This is a genomic window from Thermobacillus sp. ZCTH02-B1 (assembly GCF_002159085.1).
Lineage (GTDB): Bacteria > Bacillota > Bacilli > Paenibacillales > Paenibacillaceae > Thermobacillus.
This window is the reverse complement of the sequence record NZ_LZRU01000032.1, coordinates 35,324-53,216: the sequence shown is the minus strand read 5'-3', so window position 1 is coordinate 53,216 and position 17,893 is coordinate 35,324. Positions and strand designations below refer to the sequence as shown.

The window sequence follows — 17,893 nt, the reverse complement described above, 5'->3', positions numbered from 1 at the left end:
GCGGCGACGATCGTTCGGCACAGCCGGAAGCTCATCCTGAAACTGGCTCACGACTTTCCATACCGCCATGCGTGGAAGCGAATCGAAGCGCGGCTGGCGACCATGTCAGGTTAGAGATTCCCACAATTTTACATGGAAAACCAAAAGCCCCTTGCGGTGGGGGAGGGGGGAGGAATACCTTTCAACGCTGACGGGGAGTTGTCTGGCTGGGAACTTCCCTGTTATTTACAGGGTGTTATGCGCTAACATCTCGTGATTTTACCGAAACAATGGGCTTTCGAAATTTAGGATAAAAAAATATGCTCAAGAAGGCAGCCATAGACGCAAAAGTTCAGGGAGCCGAGCGGAAAAAGTCCGCTTGACTCCCTGTTCATTTAAAATCCTGACTGGAAAACCGCCTGTATTGAGGCAGTTGCTGCAGAGCCGGTTGTCCCGTCGGGATTTGCTGAGAGAGATCGGTTCCGTCGCCCGGTTGACGAAGGAACACTTCGCGCGGGAGTCTGAGATTGAGGAAAAATACGCGCGCGATTACGAACGCAATGGGTTGAAAAATCTGGTGTTGAGGAACAAGCCGCCGAAAAAAGTGAGGCCGGGTCGGCCGATCTGTCTGCCGTGGTGCGGGCCGGTTTTGCCCGTACGGGCGATTAACAGTCTGCGGGACCGTTAACGGTCGCTCGAACGGGGTGAAGAGGCAAGTTAACGGTCCACGGAACCGTAAAGTGCGCGTTCGGCGGGGCTTGCCCCGCCCGATTGGGGTGGATAACGGTTCGCGGGACCGTTAACGGTCGCTCGAACGGGGTGAAGAGGCAAGTTAACGGTCCGCGGGACCGTTAAGTGCGTGTCCGGCGGTACTATACGCGGGTTCGGGCCCCGCCCGACCGGGTCGGATCAAGGTCCGCGGTTGTCCATGGACCGGATCAGTCCGGATGCCGGATGAAGCCGGACGCTTTCAGGGCGGCGGCGACGTTCGCCACCCGCCGGCCCAGCCGCCTGGCCATCAGCAGTTCTCGCGGATCGGGGGTGAGCGAGCTGTCCGGCCCCGCCAGGGTGGACGCCCCGTACGGCGAACAGCCGATGGCCTCGCCCGTGAGATATTCGGGATTTTCCGTGTAGGGCAGGCCGACCATGATCATGCCGAAATGAAAGAGGGGCACCATCGACGTGAGCAGCGTCGCCTCGTGGCCCGTATGGATGGAGCCGGCGCTCGTGAAGAATCCGGCCGGCTTCCCTTCCAGCGCTCCCTGCGAGCACAATTCGCCGGCGAACTCGAGAAACAGCTTCACCTGGGACGGCATCATGCCGTAATACGTGGGGAACCCCCAGAGGATCCCGTCCGCCCGGCGCAGGTCGTCGTTGGTGGCAATGGGAATGTCCTTCTGCCATTCGAGCGCGGTTTCATACATTTTGAAGCGCGCTTCCGGCTTGAACCGCTCATCGAGCCCCGAAGGAAAGGGGCCGGACCGGCCCCGTTTGTCCAGATACACCCTGCGGTTCTTCTCGGATTCCATCTCCGGAATGCGCACGACGCGCACCCGGCATCCCGCTTCCGACGCCCCTTCCGCCGCGGCCTGCGCCATCCGGAAGACGTGGCCGTACGCGCTGTAGTAGATGACCAGGATATGGGCGGGCGTCATCCGGCCTTCTCCTCCCGGTTGATCCAGACCGGCAGGGAGGCGGCCTCGTCCCAGTATCGCTGCAGCGCGGCCTCGCTCCAGCCGGCGGGGGGCGCGGCGATTCGCAGCCACCGGTCTCCGCGGTACACCCAGCGGCGCTCCGGCAGCAGGGTCAGGAGCATCTCCGGCGAGTCGGCGTCGAAGATGACGAAATCCGCCCGGCATCCCGCCCGCACGCCGTAATCGGCCAGCCCGAGAATGCCGGCCGGGACGACCGTGATCATGCGAAGCAGCTTCCGCATGTCGGACGGGCTGCCCAGGTGTGCCGCATAGGCGGCAATCAGCGCGATCAGGAGCAGATCCCCCCGCCCGAAGGGATGGAACGGGTCGTGGATGTTGTCGGACGCGACGGCGATGGGGACGCTCGCCGCGGCGATGTCCCGGATGCGCGTCACGCCGCGCCGGACCGGATAGCGGTCATGCCTTCCCTGCAGATACAGGTTGGCGCCGGGCAGCGATACCGCCTTCAGGCCGGCCTCCGCCATGAGCCGGATGATCGGTTCCGCTTCCTCGTCGCTCATGGCGGCGAGCGAGCACAGGTGGCCGACCGTCACCCGGCCGGAGAAGCCCAGCTCCATTGTCCGCCGGGCGATGTGCACGACCGTGCGGACGGCGGGATCGTCGCTTTCGTCCGTATGGAAATCGACCGGGCAGCCCGTGCGCTCGGCCAGCCGGAAGATCCGGTCGATTCCCGTGTTCGGATCGTCCGACAGGTGGGGCGCCGCGCCGATGCCGTCGACGCCCATCCGGATCGTTTCTTCCGCCAGTTCCATCGTGCCGGGGGTGATGTGGTTCTGGGGAATCAGCGGGAACAGCTGGATCGTCACGTAGGGTTTCAGGGCTTCCTTCACTTCCAGCGCCGCCTCCACCGTGCGCATGGCGACGTCCCGGCCCTTCTCCACATGGAAGTCCAGGTGCGTGCGAATCGCCGACGTGCCGTAGGACACGGCGAGGAGCGCCGCCCGCAGCATCCGCTGTCGGATCGTGTCCTTCGAAAAGGACGGGCAGGCTTCCGCATAGTTGTGGACGGCCTCCTCCAGGGTGCCGGATGCGTTGCCGACGTAGGGAAGGGAGAACGATTTGTCCAAATGCATGTGGGCGTCGACGAGCCCGGGCAACAGGATTTTCCCGCCCGCATCGAACCGGACGGGCGGTTCCGGCATCCGCCCGTCCCAGGCATCCAGCGGAACCGCACCGGGGGGATGGACAAACCCGCTTTGCGGGATGACGGCCGACCATTTCCCGTTTTCCGCCTCGAGGGTGTACAGCCCTCCGCCGCCGTCCCCGTCCAGCAGCGGAACGCGGACATTGTACAGCACCATCTTGCTCACCGGGATCCCTTCCTTCCTTAGAAAATATAAATCCCTGCAACGGGTGGACCGAATCCGGATGGCGACCGGCTGATGCCGCTTCATCGGGCCGGGAGGAATTCGTTGGTGAACGCCTTGGTCACATCCGGGTCCTCTTTCAGCATGCCGATCTCCAGCATCTGGTCCGCCAGCGTCCGCCAGCGTTCTTCCGTCATGATGCCGACGCCGCCTTCCGCCGCGTCTCCGCCGTAGACGAGGTCCATCTGGGCTTTCGCCCCGTATTCCATCGCTTCCAGCGTCAGATCCGGATTGTATTCCCGGAGGAACGGATGGATCTCTTCGTAATGATCCTTGTAGTAATCCCAGCCTTTGACGGACGCCTCGATGAACGCCCGGACCAGGTCCGGCCGCTCCCGGATCATCCTTTCCGTGGTGAACAGGACGTTGGCGTACGGGTCGTATCCGGCGTCGGCGTGCAGCAGCATGCCCGTCTCGATGCCCTGCTGTTTCAGCGAGAAAGGTTCCGACGTAATGTACCCCTGCGTGACCGACGCCGGATCGCTGATGAAGCCGGCCAGCGACCCGGTATAGCTTCGTTCCTCGACCTTGAGGTCGTATTTCTTTTTCAGATATTCCCAATAGGCCGCGCCCGGCGCCACGAATACGGTCCGGCCGTTCAGGTCGGGGAAGTCCCGGATGTCCTGGTCGGCGTGGTAGATCAACCCTTGCGGATTTTTCTGGAAGGTGGCGGCGATCGCGACGATCGGAATGCCCTGCTCGCGGGCGAGCAGGAGGCTGTCGGCCTGGGTCATGCCGAATTCGGCGTTGCCGGAGCCGACGATCTGCGTTGCGGATACCTGCGGACCGCCGGGCAGGATCGTCATGTCGAGACCGGCTTCCTCGTAAAATCCTTTCATCAGCGCGGCATACTGGCCTCCGTGTTCGGGTTCGGCAAACCAGTTCGTCACCTGGGTGACCTTGACCAGCTCCCGCTGCCCGGCGGATTCGCCTTCCGTATCGGCCGCCTCCGTCTCTTTCTTCTCTCCGCCGGACGCCGTCCCGGTATCGGCCGGCGCCGGCGTCGGCGTCGGCCGCCCGCCGTTGCCGCCGCAGGCGGATGCCAGGGCGACGATCCCGATCAGGCAGAGGAAGGCCGCCGTCTGCCGGATGAACGCCGATCCGATTCGCTCCCCTCGTGCGCCCCGCTCCTTCGCTCTCTCCATACTCCCACCTCCGTCATGGTTGCGCCTGCCCATGGATGCATGGACGTTTTCTTTGTTTGCACCCATTTTAAGAGAGTGCCATGATGGTGTTAAGATTGATTACACAAACCTATAAGCAAAAACAAACGCAGGCGGGAATTTTGTGCCGATCCACAAAAGGCGGGGAGGATGCGTCAGGTTTTGTTTTTCATTTTTGAGGAAGCTTTTGGGGAAGCCTTCGGGGACGGACGGATGGCATAACCGGGAGGGGGTCATCGGGAATGGCGCTGCGGCCGGGCCGCGGTGACGAGGCGGACGCCGGTTGGATTGCCGGGGCGGCCCGGGCCGAAGGATGGCTCATTGGGAGGACGCATTTGCAGGCGCCAGGGTGCGGAAACCGGAACGGGGTTTCCGGTTGTCAGCCGGCCCGGCGGGACTCGGCCGCCAGTCCGGCGGCGGCGGCCAGGTAGATGACCGCCATCGCGAAGGGCAGCGCCGAGAACGCGAGCCGGTCGAAGACGTAGCCGAGGAAAAACGACGCGGCCGCCATCGCGAACGGGAGGAACAGGTACGTTCTGCTCCGGTAGATCCATGTATAGGGAAGAAAATGCGATCCCGCCAGCAGCCCGATCGCGAACGGAACCAGTTCGGGCCGCTCCAGGTAGATGACGATCCACAGGGGCAGGAAGAACGCCTGGATGCCGCCGACGATGCCGCCCAGCGCGCCGAGCGGATTTTTCGACGTAAGGTCGGCCTTGAGCAGCCTGCCGAGCAGAAGCCCGAGCGGAAAAATGCCGCCGACCCCGAGCAGATAGCAAAGCGCGAGCGTCTGGCCTTCGAGGAAGAAACCGAGCGTCCCCATCGCCAGCCAGTACAGGGCGCCCGCGATGAAGACGGGGTAGCCTTTCCGGGCGCTTCGGATCAGATCGTCCTTCAGTTCGTCCAGCGTCATGTTCCGATAATGCATAGAATGTCTCCTTCTCGGGAAAGTCGCTTGTCGGTTCTCGGTCGGCCGGAATCGGCGTTTCCGCGGCGGCGCCATCCGAGGCGCACGCAGTCGATCGTAGCACAACCGGAACGGGTTTGCCAGCGGAAATCGCGCGGGACGGAACGACGGGAGGATGGCCGGGAGAAAGCGGTGCGGCCGGACGGCTTTATTCGGCTTACGGTGGGGAATGTGCAGTTATTTGACATCCGGTGGCAGTTGTCCGGCGGGTCGGACGAGCAAAAAATACGAACGTTCGTGATTTGACGACATAAAATGTTCGTCTTTTCGGTTGACATTCGCCCCCCGCCGCTGGTACACTGATGGTGGCTGAATATTTTGTCAACCATAAGATTCGACGCTCGTATAAGTCCGGGAATATGGCCCGGACGTCTCTACCCGGGAACCGTAAATTTCCGGACTACGAGCCAGCGGCGACAGGACGCGGGTTGCCCCGGACGGGGCAGCCTTGTGCTGTCTTGTCCGGATTCCTTCCCGTGCGGCCTCCGCGGGGGAACGTTCCGGCGGCGCGCGGGGAATCCGGCCCGCCGTCCGGCATCCGCAGGCTCGAAGTCCGTCGGCGTGACAGCTCCCGCAAGGGAGGCGCGGCGGATTTTTTTCATGCCGCCGGCCCGGGCGGGGGAAGATGAGAACAAGGATCCGATGCCCTGCCGGCCGCGTGACGGTTCGGCGGATGCATCGACGAATACACAGGCGGAAAGAAGGTTTCTCATGACAGCACTCGTAGGCGTCATCATGGGCAGCAGGTCGGACTGGGAGACGATGAAGCATGCCTGCGACATCCTCGAAGAGCTGGGCGTTCCGTACGAGAAGCGGGTCGTCTCGGCGCACCGCACGCCGGATCTGATGTTCGAATACGCCGAGACGGCGGCGGCGCGCGGACTGAAAGTCATCATCGCCGGCGCGGGCGGCGCCGCGCATCTGCCCGGCATGGTTGCCGCGAAGACGACGCTGCCGGTCATCGGCGTGCCCGTCAAGTCCTCGAACTTGAACGGGCTCGATTCGCTTCTGTCGATCGTGCAGATGCCGGCCGGCGTGCCGGTCGCGACGGTCGCGATCGGCAACGCGGGAGCGGCGAACGCCGGCCTGCTCGCGGCGCAGATCCTCGCCGCGTTCGATCCGGAGCTCGCGCAGCGCATCGAGGCGCGGCGGAAGCGGATCGCGCAAGAAGTGATCGAAAGCAGTGAGACGCTGTGAGCGCGGGCGCGAATCTGCGGACAACGGCTGCCGCGCTGCCCGGCGGTTTCCGCGCGGAGCCGCGGACGATCCTGCCCGGCGCGACGATCGGCGTGCTCGGCGGCGGCCAGCTCGGCCGCATGATGGCGCTTGCGGGCAGCGCGATGGGCTACCGGTTCGTCGCGCTCGATCCGACGCCGGACGCCCCCTGCGGCCAGGTCGCGGACCAGATCGTCGCGGCCTACGACGATGTCGAAGCCGCCCGCGAGCTTGCGCGGCGCGCCGACGTCATCACCTATGAATTCGAGAACGTCGACGCGGACGTCGCCGCCCTGCTGGAGGCGGAAGCGTACGTGCCGCAGGGAAGCGCACTTCTGCGCACGACGCAGCACCGGCTGCGCGAGAAGCGGGCCGTGGAAGCGGCGGGCGCGCGCGTCGCGCCGTACGCCGAAATCCGCAGCCTCGGGGACCTGCGGGAGGCGGCCGGACGGTTCGGCTTCCCCTGCGTGCTGAAGACGGCGACCGGCGGCTACGACGGCAAGGGCCAATGGGTCATCCGCAGCGAAGCGGAGATCGAGCCGGCTTACGACGCGCTGAGCAGGGCGAAGACCGAACTGGTCCTCGAACAGTTCATCCGCTTCGACAAGGAGCTGTCCGTCATCGCGGCGCGCAGCCCGCGCGGCGAGATCCGGACGTTCCCGGCCGCCGAGAACGTCCACGTCGAGAACATCCTGCACCTGTCGATCGTGCCCGCCCGCGTGCCGGAGGCCGTGCGGCGGGAGGCGGAGGAGCTCGCGGTGCGGATCGCGGAGGGCCTGAACGTCGTCGGCCTGATCGCCGTCGAGATGTTCTGGTCGGCGGAGCAGGGGCTGTTCGTGAACGAGCTGGCGCCGAGGCCGCACAACAGCGGCCACTACACGATGGACGCCTGCCGCACGTCGCAGTTCGAGCAGCACGTCCGGGCGATCTGCAACCTGCCGCTCGGCGACCCGGCGCTCCTGACGCCGGTCGTCATGGTGAACGTGCTCGGCCGGCATCTGGAGCCGGTCATCGCGCGATTCGCGCAACCCGACGAGGCGGCGGCAAGGCTCCGGGTGAAGCCGTCGCTCCATCTGTACGGCAAGCGCGATGCCGCGCCGAAGCGCAAAATGGGCCACGTGAACGTCCTCGCCTCTTCGGTCGAAGACGCGCTCGCGTGGATGGACGAGACGAAGATCTGGAAGGTGTGAAAGCGAACATGCTGGACCGATACAGCAGACCGGAGATGCGGGCCATCTGGACCGAGGAGAACAAGTTCCGCGCCTGGCTCGAGGTGGAGCTGCTCGCCTGCGAGGCGTGGTCCGAGCTCGGCGTCATCCCGAAGGAGGATGTCGAGGCGCTGCGCCGCAACGCGCGCTTCGATATCAACCGGATCTACGAGATCGAGGAGGAGACGCGCCACGACGTCATCGCGTTCACGCGCGCGGTGTCCGAATCGCTCGGCCCCGAGCGCAAATGGGTGCACTACGGCCTGACGTCCACCGACGTCGTCGACACGGCGCTCGGCTACCTGCTGAAGCAGGCGAACGCGATCATCCGGCGCGACCTCGAGAACTTCATCGAAATCCTGCGCGAGCAGGCGATCCGCCACAAGTACACGGTCATGATGGGCCGCACCCACGGCGTGCACGCGGAACCGACGACCTTCGGCCTCAAAATGGCGCTCTGGCACGAGGAGATGAAGCGCAACCTCGAGCGGTTCAACCGGGCGGCCGAAGGTGTCGAGTACGGCAAAATTTCCGGCGCGGTCGGCACCTACGCCAACATCGATCCGTTCGTCGAGCAATACGTCTGCGCGAAGCTCGGCATCCAGCCGGCGCCGATCTCGACCCAGACGCTGCAGCGCGACCGGCACGCGCATTACATGGCGGCGCTGGCGCTCATCGCGACGTCGCTGGACAAATTCGCGACCGAGATCCGCGCGCTGCAGAAGAGCGAGTTCCGCGAGGTCGAGGAGCCGTTCGCGAAGGGGCAGAAGGGCTCGTCCGCGATGCCGCACAAGCGCAATCCGATCGGCTGCGAGAACATTTCGGGACTGGCGCGCGTCGTGCGCGGCTACATGCTCTCGGCCTACGAGAACGTCCCGCTCTGGCACGAGCGCGACATCAGCCATTCCTCGGTGGAGCGCGTCATCCTGCCGGACGCGACGATGCTGATCAACTATATGTTGAACCGGCTCGGGAACATTATCCGGAATCTGACGGTCTTCCCCGGGAACATGAAGCGCAACATGGAGCGGACCTTCGGCGTGCCGTTCTCCGGCCGCGTCATGACGAAGCTGATCGACAAGGGCTGGAGCCGCGAGCAGGCGTACGACACGGTGCAGCCGCTGGCGATGCGGGCCTGGGAGACGCAGCGCCATTTCCGCGACATCCTCCTCGAATCGCCCGAGATCACGGGCATGCTGTCGCGGGAGGAGATCGACGACTGCTTCGACCCGTCGTGGCACCTGAAGCACGTGGACACCATTTTCGACAGGCTCGGCCTGAGCGAACGGGAGGCGTGAAGCGATGACGCGGCAGACCCTCGCCACCGCCGTCGATCTCGTCGACGCCCCGCTCGTCCACAAGGGCAAGGTGCGCGAGCTGTACGATCTCGGCGAGCATTACCTGATCGTCGTCACCGACCGGATCTCCGCGTTCGACTGGGTGCTCGAGCCGCCCGTGCCGTACAAGGGGATCGTCCTGAACAAGCTCAGCGCCTTCTGGTTCGGGCAGACGTCCGCGATCCAGCCCAACCATCTCATCCACACGGACGTATCCCGGCTCGGCGGCGTCGCGAAGGATCCCGAACGGCTGAAGGACCGCATCATGGTGGTGCGGAAAGCCCGCCGGATCGACATCGAGTGCGTCGTGCGGGGCCATATCACCGGCGGCGGCTGGCGGCAGTACGAGAAGACGCAGGCGGTGAACGGCATCCCGCTTCCTCCCGGCCTGCGCAAGAACGCGAAGCTGCCGGAGCCGATCTTTACACCGGCGGCGAAGAACGATACCGGCCACGACGAGGACATTCCGTTCGACGAGATGGCGAGGCGCATCGGAGCGGAGCTCGCGGAGGAGCTCAGGGAACGGAGCCTGCGGCTGTTCGATTGGGCGGCCCGCTACTGCGAGGAGCGCGGCCTCATCCTGGCGGACAGCAAGTTCGAATTCGGGCTCGCGGACGGAGCGATCGTGCTGATCGACGAGATTTTCACGCCGGATTCGTCGCGCTTCTGGGCGAAGGACAAATGGGCGCCCGACATCGAGATCGACAGCATGGACAAGGAGCCGGTGCGGACGTACCTTGCGGGCAGCGGCTGGGACAAGAACAGCAAGCCCGACCCGCTGCCGGTGCATGTGGTGGAAGAGACGACGCGGCGATATCTGGACCTTTACGAGCGGCTGACCGGCGGGAAGCTTGCATGAACCGGCGGGCATCCGGACCAGAATGACAGGAGGCGGACCTGACGATGAAAGCCACGGTATACGTGACGATCAAGCAGAACGTGCTGGACCCGCAGGGGGCGGCCGTCCAGGGCGCGCTGCACTCCCTCGGATTCACGGAAGTCGGGAAGGTGCGGATCGGCAAATACATGGAGCTCGAGCTCGACGCGAAGGACCGGGCCGAGGCGGCGGCGCGCGTGAAGGCGATGTGCGAGAAGCTCCTGGCGAACCCGGTCGTCGAGGACTACCGGTTCGAACTGGAGGGCTGAGCGGATGCGGTTCGCGGTCATCGTTTTTCCGGGCTCCAACTGCGACATCGACTGCTACAAGGCGGTGCGGGAGACGATCGGCCAGCCGGTCGACTACGTCTGGCACACGGCGACGGACCTTTCCGCCTACGACGCGATCATCCTGCCCGGCGGCTTCTCCTACGGCGACTATCTGCGCTGCGGCGCGATCGCCCGCTTCGCGCCGGTCATGGACGAGGTGCGCCGGGCGGCGGAGGAAGGGCGGTACGTGCTGGGCATCTGCAACGGGTTCCAGATTCTGACCGAGGCGGGCCTGCTGCCGGGCGCGCTGCTCCGGAACCGGGACCTGAAGTTCCATTGCCATTCGACGCTGCTGGAAGTGGTCAACAACGAGACGCCGTTCACGCGGGAGTACGCGAAGGGCGAGATCATCGACATCCCGATCGCCCACGGCGAGGGCAACTACTACTGCGACGAGGAGACGCTGGCGAGGCTCGAGGCGAACGGCCAGGTCGTGTTCCGATACAAGAAGGGCGAAAACCCCAACGGTTCGGTGAACGACATCGCCGGCGTCTGCAACGAACGCCGCAACGTCGTCGGCATGATGCCGCATCCGGAGCGGGCGGTGAGCGAGCTGCTCGGCTCCGTGGACGGCAGGCGGATGTTCACGTCAGTCCTGAGCGCATGGAGGGAACGGCATGGCGCAGCAGTTAACGGCTAAGGAGCCGACGGCGGAGCAGATTGCGGAGCTGAAGATTTACCGGGAGTTCGGCGTCAGCGATTCCGAATACGAGCTCATTTGCAAGTACCTCGGCCGCAAGCCGAACTACACCGAGATCGGCGTGTTCAGCGTCATGTGGTCCGAGCACTGCGCGTACAAGAATTCGAAGCCGTTGCTGAAGAAGTTCCCGGTTTCGGGGCCGCGCGTGCTGATGGGGCCGGGCGAAGGCGCGGGGATCGTCGACATCGGCGACAACCAGGCGGTCGTGTTCAAAATCGAATCCCACAACCACCCGTCCGCGGTCGAGCCGTACCAGGGGGCGGCGACGGGCGTCGGCGGGATCATCCGGGACATCTTCTCGATGGGAGCGCGGCCGATCGCGCTGCTCAATTCGCTGCGCTTCGGGCGGCTCGAAGGGAATCCGCGGGTGAAGTATCTGTTCGAGAACGTCGTCGCGGGCATTGCGGGATACGGCAACTGCGTCGGCATCCCGACGGTCGGCGGCGAGGTGATGTTCGACGAGAGCTACGAGGGCAACCCGCTCGTCAACGCGATGTGCGTCGGGCTGATCGACCATGACAAGATCCAGCGCGGCGTCGCGAAGGGGGTCGGCAACCCGGTGTTCTACGTCGGCCCGGCCACGGGGCGCGACGGCATCCACGGCGCGACGTTCGCGTCCGTCGAGCTGACCGGGGAGTCGGAGGAGAAGCGCTCGGCGGTCCAGGTCGGCGACCCGTTCATGGAGAAGCTCGTCATGGAGGCGTGCCTCGAGGCGATCAACGCCGGCCTCATCCTCGGCATCCAGGACATGGGCGCGGCGGGGCTCACCTGCTCGAGCTCGGAGATGGCGGCGAAGGCGGGCAACGGCCTCGAGCTGTACCTCGACGAGGTGCCGCAGCGCGAGGAAGGCATGACGCCGTACGAGATGATGCTCTCGGAGTCGCAGGAGCGGATGCTGTTCGTCATCGATCCGGCGAACGAGGAGAAGGTGCGGGACATTTTCGCCCGGTGGGGCGTTCCCTGCGCGAAGGTCGGCAGGGTGACGGACGACGGCCGGCTCAAGCTGTACCACCGGGGCGAGGTCGTCGCGGACATGCCGGTGAAGGCGCTGGTGGACGACTGCCCGGTGTACCGGCAGCGGTCCGAGGAGCCGGCATATTACCGCGCGTTCGCTTCGGTCGACACGACGGCGTTCGAGGAGATCAAGGATCTGACGGGCGCACTGAAGAAGGTGCTCGCGTCGCCGAACGTGGCGAGCAAGGAATGGGTCTACAGCCAGTACGACTACATGGTGCGGACGAACACGGTCGTGCGGCCGGGGTCCGACGCGGCGGTCGTCCAGGTGCCGGGCACGCGCAAGGCGCTCGCGATGACGACGGACGGCAACGGCCGGTACTGCTGGCTCGATCCGGAGATCGGCGGCAAGATCGCGGTCGCGGAGGCGGCGCGGAACATCGTCTGCTCGGGCGCGGAGCCGCTCGCGATCACGGACAACCTGAACTTCGGCAGCCCCGAGAAACCGGAGGTGTACTGGCAGCTCGAGAAGGCGACGGACGGCATGGCGGAGGCGTGCCGCGTGCTCGGCACGCCGGTCATCGGCGGCAACGTGTCGCTGTACAACGAGAGCGAGAAGGGAGCGATCCATCCGACGCCGGTCATCGGCATGGTCGGACTGGTCACGGATCTGGATCACATCACGACGCAGGAGTTCAAGGCCGAGGGCGACGTGATCGTGCTCGTCGGCGAGACGTACGGCGAGCTCGGCGGTTCCGAGCTGCAGTACGCGGTGCTCGGCAAGACGGAAGGGCGTCCGCCGAAGATTGATCTGGCGCTGGAGAAGCGCGTGCAGGATGCCGTGCTGGAGGCGATCCGGCGGGGGCTCGTCGCGTCGGCCCACGACCTGTCCGAGGGCGGGCTGGCCGTGGCCCTGGCCGAATCGTGCTTCGGCCGCGGCCTCGGCGCCGCGGTGAATGTCGAGACTTCGCTCCGCCCGGACGTCGCGCTGTTCAGCGAGTCGCAGTCGCGGATCCTGCTCAGCGCGCGGCCGGAGAAGGCGGATGCGCTCGTCGTGCTGCTTCGGGAGCGGGGCGTGGTCTGCTCGGTGCTCGGCAGGGTCGGCGGCACCGATCTGGTCGTGAAGGTGAACGGGCGGGAAGGCATTGCCGCGCCGGTCGAGGAACTGCGGAAGGTCTGGAAGGAAGCGATCCCATGTCTGCTGAAGAACTGAGCGAACTGGTGCGATCCTGGACCGAAGACGGCTATTACAACGAAGGCGCCGGACGGGAGGATCTGTTCGACAAGGTCCGCGAGGAATGCGGCGTGTTCGGGGTGTTCGGCATTCCGGACGCCGCCGCGCTGACCTATTACGGGCTGCACGCGCTGCAGCACCGCGGCGAGGAGAGCTGCGGCATCTGCACCGTCGACTCGGCGCGCCCGTATGAATCGTTCGCCGCGCACCGCGGCATGGGCCTCGTGAAGGAAGTGTTCACGAAGGAGGCGCTCGACGGGCTGCGCGGCGACCGGGCGATCGGCCACGTCCGCTACTCGACGTCGGGCGCCAGCTCGCCGGAGAACGCGCAGCCGCTCGTGTTCAAGTACCGGGACGGGGATCTTGCGGTCGCGACGAACGGCAACCTCGTGAACGCGCCGGAGATCCGGGCGGAGCTCGAGGCGGCCGGGTCGATCTTCCAGACGACGAGCGACACGGAAGTGATCGCGCATCTGATCGCGCGCTCGCCGCTCGATTTCGTCGGCGCGGTGAAGGCGGCGCTGCAGCGGGTCGTCGGCGGGTTCGCGTTTCTGATCATGACGAACACGCGGCTGATCGCCGCCTCCGACCCGAACGGGCTGCGGCCGCTCTGCATGGGCCGGCTCTCGGGCGGCTACGTGTTCGCCTCGGAGACGTGCGCGCTCGAGGCGGTCGGCGCCGAGTTCGTGCGCGACATTTTCCCGGGCGAAATGCTGATCCTCGGCGAGGGGAAGGACATCCGCGTCGAGCGGTTCGCGCCGCTCAAGCGGCGGGCGTTGTGCGCGATGGAGTACATCTATTTTGCCCGTCCGGATTCGGACGTGGCGGGGATCAACCTGCACGCGGCGCGCAAGCGGATGGGCAGCCGGCTCGCCATCGAATCGTTCGTCGACGCGGACGTCGTGACGGGCGTGCCGGACTCGAGCATCTCGGCGGCGATCGGGTACGCGGAGCAGACGGGGATCCCGTACGAGCTCGGGCTGATCAAGAACAAGTACACCGGCCGGACGTTCATCCAGCCGTCGCAGGAGCTGCGCGAGCGCGGCGTGAAGATGAAGCTGTCGGCCGTGCGGCGGGTCGTCGAGGGCAAGCGCGTCGTCATGATCGACGACTCGATCGTGCGCGGCACGACGTCGCGGCGGATCGTCAACCTGCTGCGCGAGGCGGGCGCCCGCGAGGTGCACGTGCGCATCACGTCGCCGCCGTTCGCGAACCCGTGCTTCTACGGCATCGACACGCCGGACCGGAAGGATCTGATCGCGGCGCAGATGTCCGTCGAGGAGATCCGGAAGGCGATCAACGCGGACTCGCTCGTGTTCCTCTCGAAGGAAGGGTTCATCGAGGCGGTGCTGGGCCTCCCGGCCGGCGCGTTGGGCGCCGGCGTGCCCGTGGGTGCCGGAGTCGGGGCCGGCGCGGCCGCGGGCGGTTACGCCGCATCCGGAAGCAGCGCCGGATCGGCGGCGGCCGGATCGGGCCGCTTCGCCGCAGGCGGTCCCTCCGCGGGGACCGGCGCCCGCGGTGCCGGCGTTTACGGTGCCGGAGCTTCCGGCGCGGGCTTCCGGCTGGACCCGGCGATGCTCAAGGGTTTGCGGGAAGCGGGTCTCACGCCGGAGGAGTTCGAGGCGGCGCTCGCGATCAACGGCGGCCTGTGCATGGCGTGCTTCGACAACGACTATCCGACGCGGATCGATTTCGCGAAGCCGTCGCGCACGTGCAGTTGCTGAAGCGCTTGCCCGGGGACGGCAGTCCGGCCGTCGGATTGCCGTCCGATTTCCGATGATGGATGCAAAAGGCGCGAAATGTTCCGTTTCGGGCGAATGCCGAACATTCGGCAACACAAGCGCAGCTTCTTCGCTTATGTCTGCCAAATCTGCCATATCTGCCATTTCAGCCGGAATGGTCCGGCCATCGTGAAGGAGTGACCCTGGTGTCGGAAGCGTACAAACAAGCCGGCGTCGACATCGCGGCGGGCAACGAAGCGGTCGAGCGGATGAAGAAACATGTGGCGCGGACGTTCCGCCCCGAAGTGCTGACCGGGCTCGGCGGGTTCGGCGCGCTTTTCGGCCCCGATCTCGGGAAATACGAGGAGCCGGTGCTCGTCTCCGGCACGGACGGCGTCGGCACGAAGCTGATGCTCGCGTTTGCGCTGGACCGGCACGATACGGTCGGCATCGACGCGGTGGCGATGTGCGTGAACGACATCGTGGTGCAGGGTGCGGAACCGCTTTTCTTCCTCGACTATCTCGCCTGCGGCAAGGTCGTGCCCGAGCGGATCGAGGCGATCGTGAAGGGGATCGCGGACGGCTGCGAGCAGGCCGGCTGCGCCCTGATCGGCGGCGAGACGGCCGAAATGCCGGGCATGTACGGAGAGGACGAGTACGACATCGCCGGATTCGCCGTCGGCATCGTCGACCGGAAGCGCCTGATCGACGGCTCGGGCATCCGGCCGGGCGACGCGGTCATCGGCCTCGCCTCGAGCGGCGTGCACAGCAACGGTTACTCGCTCGTGCGCAAGGTGCTGCTCGGGGACTGCGGCTATTCGCTGGATGACACGCTGCCGGAACTCGGCGGCGCCCGGCTCGGCGACGTGCTGCTCGAACCGACGCGCATTTACGTGAAACCGGTGCTCAGATTGATCGGACGCGTGGAAGTGAAGGGGCTCGCGCACATCACGGGCGGCGGGTTCATCGAGAACCTTCCGCGCGTGCTGCCGGAGGGCGTGAACGTCGAGATCGCGTACGGCTCGTGGCCGGTGCAGCCGATATTCAGGCTGCTGCAGGAGCGGGGGCGCATTTCGAACCGCGACATGTTCACGACGTTCAACATGGGCATCGGCATGGTCGCCGTCGTGCCGGCGGATCAGGCCGACGAGGCGGTCCGGACGCTCGCCGCGGAAGGCGTCGAGGCCTACCGGATCGGCACGGTGACGCCGGGCAGCCGGATCGTGACGTTCACGGGAGTTGACGTGTGATGGCGAAGCTCAAGGTGGCCGTATTCGCCTCCGGCAACGGCACGAACTTCCAGGCGCTCGCCGACGGCGCGCGGGACGGCCGGATCGACGCGGAGATCCGGCTGCTCATCTGCGACAAGCCGGGCGCGCCCGTCATCGGGCGGGCGGAGGCGGCCGGCATCGAGACGTACGTGTTCCGGCCGCGCGATTATCCGTCGCGCGAAGCGTACGAGCGCGAGATTCTGGCCGAGCTGGAGCGCCGCGGCGTCGAGCTGGTCGTGCTGGCCGGCTACATGCGGATCGTGACGCCGGTGCTCGTGGACGCCTATTACGGACGGATGATCAACGTGCACCCGTCGCTGCTGCCGGCGTTTCCCGGATTGAACGCCATCGGCCAGGCGCTCGACTACGGCGTGAAGGTGACCGGCGTCACCGTGCATTTCGTCGACGGCGGGCTCGACAGCGGGCCGGTCATCGCGCAGGAAGCGCTGGCGGTGGAGCCGGACGACACCTGGGAGACGCTGGCGGCGCGCATCCATCCGATCGAGCACCGGCTGCTGCTTCAGGTGGTGCAGCAGTTCGCGGAGGGGCGCATCCGGCTGGACGGCCGACGCGTGACGATCGGGAAGCAGTGAGCGAGATGCGCGCGAACCGCCTGTACGTGTCCGTCAGCCACCAATACCGACGATAAGGATGGGGACGATGAGCGAAATCACCGAACTCAATCTCAGGTACGGGATGAACCCGCACCAGAAGCAGGCGAAGCTGACCTACGGCGGCAAGCCGCTGCCGATCCGGGTGCTCAACGGCGAACCCGGTTTCATCAATCTGCTCGACGCGCTGAACGCGTTCCAGCTCGTGCGCGAGCTGCGCCGGGCGACGGGCCTGCCGGCCGCCGCGTCGTTCAAGCACGTGAGCCCGGCCGGCGCCGCCGTCTACCAGCCGCTCACGCCGGAGCTCCGCAAGGCGTACTTCGTCGAAGACATGGAGCTGTCGGAGCTCGCGACCGCCTACGCGCGGGCGCGCGGCGCGGACCGGATGTCGTCCTTCGGCGACGCGGCCGCGCTGAGCGACGTCGTCGACGTATCGACGGCGAAGCTCTTGAAGCGCGAGGTGTCCGACCTCGTCGTGGCGCCGGGATACACCGAGGAAGCGCTGGCCATCCTGAAGGAGAAAAAGGGCGGCAAATACCTCATCCTCGAGATCGATCCCGACTACGTGCCCGATCCGATCGAGACGCGGACCGTGTTCGGCCTCACGCTCCAGCAGGAGCGCAACAACGCGGTGATCGACGAGTCCGTGTTCGAGCATGTCGTGACCGAGAACAAGGAGCTGCCGGACAGCGCGAAGCGCGACCTGATCGTCGCCCTCCTGACGCTGAAATACACGCAGTCGAACTCGGTCTGCTACGCGCTTGACGGCCAGACGATCGGCATCGGCGCCGGCCAGCAGTCGCGCATCCATTGCACGCGCCTCGCCGGCGACAAGGCGGACCGCTGGTTCCTGCGCCAGCATCCGATCGCGCTGAACATGAAGTTCCGTCCCGGGCTCACCCGCGCGGAGCAGAACAACGCGATCGACCTTTGGCTCGAGGATGTGCTGACGCCGGTCGAGCGGAAGAGCTGGGAGCAATGCTTCGAGGAAGTGCCGCCGCGCCTCACGCCGGAGGAAAAGCGCGAATGGCTGAAGGGACTCCGGAACGTCGCCTATGCTTCCGACGCGTTTCTGCCGTTCCGCGACAACCTCGACCGGGCGAGCCGCAGCGGCGTGAAATACGTGATCCAGGCCGGCAGCTCGGTGCGCGACGAGGAAGTCGTGAAGGCCGCGAACGAGTACGGCATGGTCATGATCTATTCCGGCGTCCGGCTGTTCCATCACTGATTCCGCCGCGACAAGCG

At 65.9% G+C, this 17,893-nt stretch carries 15 protein-coding genes and 1 riboswitch; of the genes, 11 read left to right on the top strand and 4 right to left on the bottom strand.

The annotated features are described in order from the left end of the window. Nucleotides 1–917 precede the first annotated feature (917 nt). The 4 genes from A9Z00_RS13235 to A9Z00_RS13220 all read right to left on the bottom strand — a co-directional run bounded on the left by A9Z00_RS13235 (nucleotide 918) and on the right by A9Z00_RS13220 (nucleotide 5,152). Nucleotides 918–1,634 carry an NAD(P)H-dependent oxidoreductase gene (locus tag A9Z00_RS13235; protein WP_296978329.1) on the bottom strand — a complete coding sequence of 239 codons (717 nt, stop codon included), beginning with the start codon at nucleotides 1,632–1,634 and terminating at the stop codon, nucleotides 918–920. Next, nucleotides 1,631–2,995: an amidohydrolase family protein gene (locus tag A9Z00_RS13230; RefSeq protein ID WP_296978338.1), complete on the bottom strand. Its 1,365-nt coding sequence runs from the start codon at nucleotides 2,993–2,995 to the stop codon at nucleotides 1,631–1,633. The genes A9Z00_RS13235 and A9Z00_RS13230 overlap by 4 nt, the downstream gene beginning before the upstream one ends. Before the next feature lie 89 nt (nucleotides 2,996–3,084). Further along, nucleotides 3,085–4,206 carry an ABC transporter substrate-binding protein gene (locus tag A9Z00_RS13225; protein WP_296978326.1) on the bottom strand — a complete coding sequence of 374 codons (1,122 nt, stop codon included), beginning with the start codon at nucleotides 4,204–4,206 and terminating at the stop codon, nucleotides 3,085–3,087. A gap of 397 nt (nucleotides 4,207–4,603) precedes the next feature. Further along, a complete protein-coding gene (locus A9Z00_RS13220; RefSeq protein WP_296978323.1) occupies nucleotides 4,604–5,152 on the bottom strand; it encodes a DUF7010 family protein in 549 nt (182 codons plus the stop codon). Between the two features lie 360 nt (nucleotides 5,153–5,512). Continuing rightward, nucleotides 5,513–5,614: riboswitch (purine riboswitch) on the top strand. A gap of 288 nt (nucleotides 5,615–5,902) precedes the next feature. Here A9Z00_RS13220 and purE point away from each other — a divergent pair. The 11 genes from purE to A9Z00_RS13165 all read left to right on the top strand — a co-directional run bounded on the left by purE (nucleotide 5,903) and on the right by A9Z00_RS13165 (nucleotide 17,876). Further along, entirely contained in the window at nucleotides 5,903–6,388 is a 486-nt protein-coding gene (gene purE / locus A9Z00_RS13215; protein ID WP_296978321.1) for a 5-(carboxyamino)imidazole ribonucleotide mutase, read from the top strand. A 35-nt stretch (nucleotides 6,389–6,423) separates the two neighbouring features. Beyond that, nucleotides 6,424–7,596, top strand: coding sequence for a 5-(carboxyamino)imidazole ribonucleotide synthase (gene purK / locus A9Z00_RS13210; protein ID WP_296978335.1), 1,173 nt, complete (start codon nucleotides 6,424–6,426; stop codon nucleotides 7,594–7,596). A gap of 8 nt (nucleotides 7,597–7,604) precedes the next feature. Further along, nucleotides 7,605–8,912, top strand: coding sequence for an adenylosuccinate lyase (gene purB, locus A9Z00_RS13205; RefSeq protein WP_296978332.1), 1,308 nt, complete (start codon nucleotides 7,605–7,607; stop codon nucleotides 8,910–8,912). Between the two features lie 4 nt (nucleotides 8,913–8,916). Next, on the top strand, nucleotides 8,917–9,810 hold the full coding sequence (locus A9Z00_RS13200) for a phosphoribosylaminoimidazolesuccinocarboxamide synthase (protein WP_296978318.1): 894 nt from the start codon (nucleotides 8,917–8,919) through the stop codon (nucleotides 9,808–9,810). Nucleotides 9,811–9,854: 44 nt separating this feature from the next. Beyond that, nucleotides 9,855–10,097, top strand: a complete 243-nt coding sequence (purS, locus tag A9Z00_RS13195) for a phosphoribosylformylglycinamidine synthase subunit PurS (RefSeq protein ID WP_296978315.1) — start codon at nucleotides 9,855–9,857, stop codon at nucleotides 10,095–10,097. A gap of 4 nt (nucleotides 10,098–10,101) precedes the next feature. Then, nucleotides 10,102–10,797, top strand: coding sequence for a phosphoribosylformylglycinamidine synthase subunit PurQ (gene purQ / locus A9Z00_RS13190; protein WP_296978312.1), 696 nt, complete (start codon nucleotides 10,102–10,104; stop codon nucleotides 10,795–10,797). Then, complete coding sequence (gene purL / locus A9Z00_RS13185) at nucleotides 10,775–13,024, top strand: phosphoribosylformylglycinamidine synthase subunit PurL (RefSeq protein WP_296978310.1); 2,250 nt, start codon at nucleotides 10,775–10,777, stop codon at nucleotides 13,022–13,024. The genes purQ and purL overlap by 23 nt, the downstream gene beginning before the upstream one ends. Further along, nucleotides 13,006–14,769, top strand: coding sequence for an amidophosphoribosyltransferase (gene purF, locus A9Z00_RS13180; protein ID WP_296978308.1), 1,764 nt, complete (start codon nucleotides 13,006–13,008; stop codon nucleotides 14,767–14,769). Before purL ends, purF begins: the two co-directional genes overlap by 19 nt. Nucleotides 14,770–14,972: 203 nt before the next feature. After that, entirely contained in the window at nucleotides 14,973–16,016 is a 1,044-nt protein-coding gene (gene purM / locus A9Z00_RS13175) for a phosphoribosylformylglycinamidine cyclo-ligase (protein ID WP_296978305.1), read from the top strand. Then, nucleotides 16,016–16,630, top strand: a complete 615-nt coding sequence (purN, locus tag A9Z00_RS13170; protein WP_296978302.1) for a phosphoribosylglycinamide formyltransferase — start codon at nucleotides 16,016–16,018, stop codon at nucleotides 16,628–16,630. Before purM ends, purN begins: the two co-directional genes overlap by 1 nt. 58 nt (nucleotides 16,631–16,688) lie before the next feature. Continuing rightward, entirely contained in the window at nucleotides 16,689–17,876 is a 1,188-nt protein-coding gene (locus A9Z00_RS13165; protein ID WP_483316311.1) for a phosphoribosylaminoimidazolecarboxamide formyltransferase, read from the top strand. Nucleotides 17,877–17,893 lie beyond the last annotated feature (17 nt).